Here is a 4,122-nt window from a genome sequence, read left to right on the forward strand (position 1 = left end):
AAAAAAGGTTTTTTATAATTTGTCTAAAAAGCGAAGCTTATGTATGTTTTTTAAGAAGAATAAAAAATATAAAGATAATCTTAAAACAACTAATCAAAAAATTTGGTGATAAAAATGGCTGAAGATCCTTTGAAGGTTTATGAAAAATTAGATCCAGAAATTCGGGAGCAGGTCGAAAATGCACGGAATTTTGCTTTTAAAGACGGAGCATTACCAAGTAAAATTAAGATCCTCATAGCGATGGCTCTAGATGCTTCTCATGGAGCTGTTCAGGGTGTTAGGGCCTTGGCTAATCTAGCAAAGATGGCTGGAGCCACAAAAGAGGAGATCGCAGAGGCTTTGAGAGTAGCTATATATGTATGTGGGGCAGGTAGCGCTTACACCGCTGCAGCCGGCCTTAAAAAATTATTCTAGAATGGTGTTGGGTTAGGGTGCGATGCGTATAATTAGGAACTTAAGCTTAAGATTAGATTCAAAAATGAAACAGGTTAAATGAGAAAATACCCAATCCTAAAACAAGACAAGCAAGGTTAAAAAGTGTCAAAATAAATAAAGAAGATAAATTAAAAATTCAATCATGATCTATATGATAGTGGTTATTATCAGAATAAAAGGTGCAACCGGTTAAGGAGGCAAATAGTATGAAGGAGATAATATTTCTCGTAGAAGAATCGGTAGAGGGTGGATACGAAGCGAGAGCATTAGGATACTCTATATACACAGAAGCTGAAGATTTGGAGGAGTTAAAGGGAGCGGTTAGGGAAGCTGTGAGATGCCACTTTGAAGAAGATCAAATGCCTCGAATCATAAGACTACACATGGTAAAAGATGAGGTAATAACCGTATGAAAATTCCAAGAGATATTGGCGGTGAAGAATTATGTAGGCTTCTCAAAAAGTATGATTATCAGATTACGCGACAGAAGGGAAGCCACATAAGATTAACAACCACTCTAAAAGGAGAACACCACATTACAATTCCTAGACACAAGTCTTTGAAGGTAGGTACACTTAACAGCATTTTAACTGATATCGCCAGTCACTTAGAGATAGATAAACCCGAACTGATTAAGGAATTATTTGGGAAAAAGTAAGGCTCACAAATTATCTATTTATAAAAGTTGCACCAGTCAGGGTGCGATGTGGAGAACTCGGAATCTAAACTTTTTATCAACATTTAAACTTACTGTAATTATGGAATCTGCTAAATCATATTTTACAAGCTCATCATTGATATAGCAGCGAATCTGGTGGGGCCAGTAAACCGGCTTTTTAACTCTGAGAGAAAAAGGCCCCGAGTATAGAGGAGTATATACACCTTCAATCTCATACTCTTTCATTTTAAGCTCAATGAGGGGTGTCTTCAAGCTAAAATTTTGAAACGGCAACTTGGGAGCAATAGTCAACCCCTCCGCTTCAGGTTCTACACCACAGAGCTTAATGAGAGCTGTGAGAAAATTAGCGTGCAGGTTGAGGTTCATAACCGGGAAGTCGGTTGTAGGTGTTGGGAGATGGTAATAGGTTTCTCCGGGCCGTTTAGCATAATCAGCGTTATAGGCGTCGGGGCCACTCCATATACCGTACCACAGATTGGGGTAGAGATTTGCGTGGTGAGCCATCGAGTTTTTTAGCAGCGAGTTCCAAGCCTTCTTCGGATCATAAAGTCCATAGGCCCAGGTGAGTAGGAAATTCATGGCAAACCATATTCCACCGTTTACATCCCAGCCCTTCTCAAGATAGTTTAAGAAAGTTCTCAAGGGAGGATACACGAGATACTGCCCGAAGGGAGAGGGCTTATCCAGTATCTCGTAAACATTTTCCAAGAGTTTTTCCGCCATCTTTTCCGGCAAGGCTTTAGAGAGAAGCAGCCAAGGAACAGGCTCAAGAAACAGATTTCTACCACCCACAGGGTTTCCACACCCATCCCAAGCCCGGTAAAACCACCTCCCATTCCAAGAACCAAGACACGCCCTACGCAGAGATTCGAACCTCTTTCGCAGAAATTTACAGAACTTGGGATCCCGCTCCCTAAATAAATCGATAACTCTGGGAAGAACATAGAGAGCGAAAGCAGAATTAAAAACAGATTCACCGTGTTTGAGAAATCTACTCCTGTTGGGAACCATGGTGGAGATTCCATCATTCCAGTCCCCGTCCCCCACCTTCAACAACCCATGCTCGCCAAAACCAATCTCCTCAAAAAGGAAATTTAAGGAGAGTTTAATCCTCTCAGCAACCGTGGAGAATAAACCATTCTCCCGAGGGTAGAAGGGCACCTTTCTTTTCAAGAAATTGAAGTCACGCGTTGCAAAAACGTACTCGGTGATAGCCCATAGTATGAACAGGTAGTGGTCAGAGGGCCTATTATGCACAACGGCTCCACCAAGCTTACCGAAGCCACTTCCAGAATAAGCCAACTCACCACTAGGCCTCATCCAACGCAAAACATACTCCAGCATCTCCCTCGCCAGCCTTGGATCCAGATAGGTCATGGGAACCGCGTAGAGCGAGAAGTCGCGGGGACCACCATGCAATCCCTGAAGGTAAACATAAGCACCCCCCTGAGGTAACAAGTGATTTTCAAAATATTCATCATAAAGAGTTGAACTCTTAAAATAGTAGGAGTGCCATGCAGCCTCACGAGAAATCCAATCCTTACCACCTCTAAATTTCACGGTGTTCGCCTTCCAATCCCTCACATTTTCACTTAAAGGATGCATCCGGTTTTTCTCTTCATACCTGGAGATTAGCTTGGGAATTTCATTTTTTTCTGCATAGCCGAAAAGAAAAGTGATGGTTCGCGAGCTTTTTCTTGGAATTGTAAGCTTTACTCCAAGGCAGAGACAGGGGCTCTTTTTAACAACCGGCTTTGGAACACCAACAAAAGAGTCTTCAATTTTAAAATTCCCCCGCTTATCAATGAGTCCCTTCGCCGAACTTATTGCTGAGGTAGGCTTTTCATTCAGCAGTTTAAGAAATAGAGGCTTCGGATAATAATTTCTTGAAGAAGGAACCTGCTTTGGAGGCTTCTTCCCCTGATGCTCTGGAACTAGAGTGAGCACCCCACTCTCCGGGGCGTACTCCGTATGGTAAATAAACTTTTTAGAGAAGGACGTGCGTTCCCGCTCAGTATCCCATAAAAGAAGATGGCGCAAAAACCCGTAGATTCTACCCGCCCAATTAATTAGGGAAACTCCATATTCAGTCCTTCTCCCGCTAGTATAAATTAGGGACTCTGAAACATAGTGTAGATTAATCCCCCAATAATTAAACAGTGTAATAGTCCTCGCCCGATTCGACTCATTCTTAACAGTTACCTCAGAGGCAACAACAGGATCATCCGACACCGGCGTAAAAACAATATGGTCTAAGGTCAGATTATTGTGCTCTGAAACCTTTCGAAAATAACCCATACCAAAAACACGGCGATAACCTTTATCGAAGCGCTCCTGAGAGAAAAGATCACACCAACAATCCCCATCCTCAGCCACTACAGCAATCCCACCACCCAAAGCTCGCTGCTTAACACTCCTATAGGTTAACCACTGAGGACCTCTAGAATTCTCAAAAACCTCCACAAAACCCGAATTATGAGCCAGAGCGTTAAAACGACAGTTCCCAAACTGGTGCCAATGGTCACGGGAACCCCCCTGAGTAGTAAAGGTAAGAGCCGCGGGATCTACTTCGTAGTTACAAGTGTACTCATAGGCAGGCAAACCATAGTCATCAACAATCCATTTCCCAAAGTGGCCACAATCATGATTAGACAATTCACTAAATTCCCCCAAACTCATATATTCTGCTGAGGGGTATTTTTCGAATAAGCTAAGGCAACCTACTACACTCGTAAAAAAATAGATAAATTATATTTTTTAATTGCATTTTTCCTATATAAAATACTACCCTTAGAATTTATTAGTTGATAAAACACAATTTAAAATTAGAAAAAATAAAATTATTGCCCGGAGATATCAAAACTCACAGGGGAGAATTTTATGAGTGCTGAGGTAACAGAACTGGATTTTGATGTGCTAAGAGAGCCTTGGAATGTTTACCAGCTTGAAGAGGGGCCTATTCTTAGGATTAAGTATGTGTTGACGAGGGTTGTTAGAAGATGGGAGGC

The 4,122-nt window shown here is 41.8% G+C and carries 4 protein-coding genes; 3 read left to right on the top strand and 1 reads right to left on the bottom strand.

Features of this window, described 5'->3' with window-relative positions:
• The first annotated feature begins 114 nt into the window (after positions 1-114).
• The 3 genes from ACUVXA_RS17390 (at position 115) to ACUVXA_RS17400 (ending at position 1,093) form a co-directional block, all read left to right on the top strand.
• Positions 115-414 carry a carboxymuconolactone decarboxylase family protein gene (locus ACUVXA_RS17390; RefSeq protein ID WP_445872549.1) on the top strand — a complete coding sequence of 100 codons (300 nt, stop codon included), beginning with the start codon at positions 115-117 and terminating at the stop codon, positions 412-414.
• A gap of 227 nt (positions 415-641) precedes the next feature.
• Entirely contained in the window at positions 642-848 is a 207-nt protein-coding gene (locus ACUVXA_RS17395) for a 2-oxoisovalerate dehydrogenase (RefSeq protein WP_445872550.1), read from the top strand.
• Positions 845-1,093: a type II toxin-antitoxin system HicA family toxin gene (locus ACUVXA_RS17400; RefSeq protein ID WP_445872551.1), complete on the top strand. Its 249-nt coding sequence runs from the start codon at positions 845-847 to the stop codon at positions 1,091-1,093. Before ACUVXA_RS17395 ends, ACUVXA_RS17400 begins: the two co-directional genes overlap by 4 nt.
• Positions 1,094-1,129: 36 nt before the next feature.
• On the opposite strand, the gene ACUVXA_RS17405 is transcribed toward ACUVXA_RS17400, so the two are convergent.
• Positions 1,130-3,769 carry a GH36-type glycosyl hydrolase domain-containing protein gene (locus tag ACUVXA_RS17405; RefSeq protein ID WP_445872552.1) on the bottom strand — a complete coding sequence of 880 codons (2,640 nt, stop codon included), beginning with the start codon at positions 3,767-3,769 and terminating at the stop codon, positions 1,130-1,132.
• Between the last annotated feature and the right edge of the window lie 353 nt (positions 3,770-4,122).

This window comes from Candidatus Jordarchaeum sp. (genome assembly GCF_052745115.1).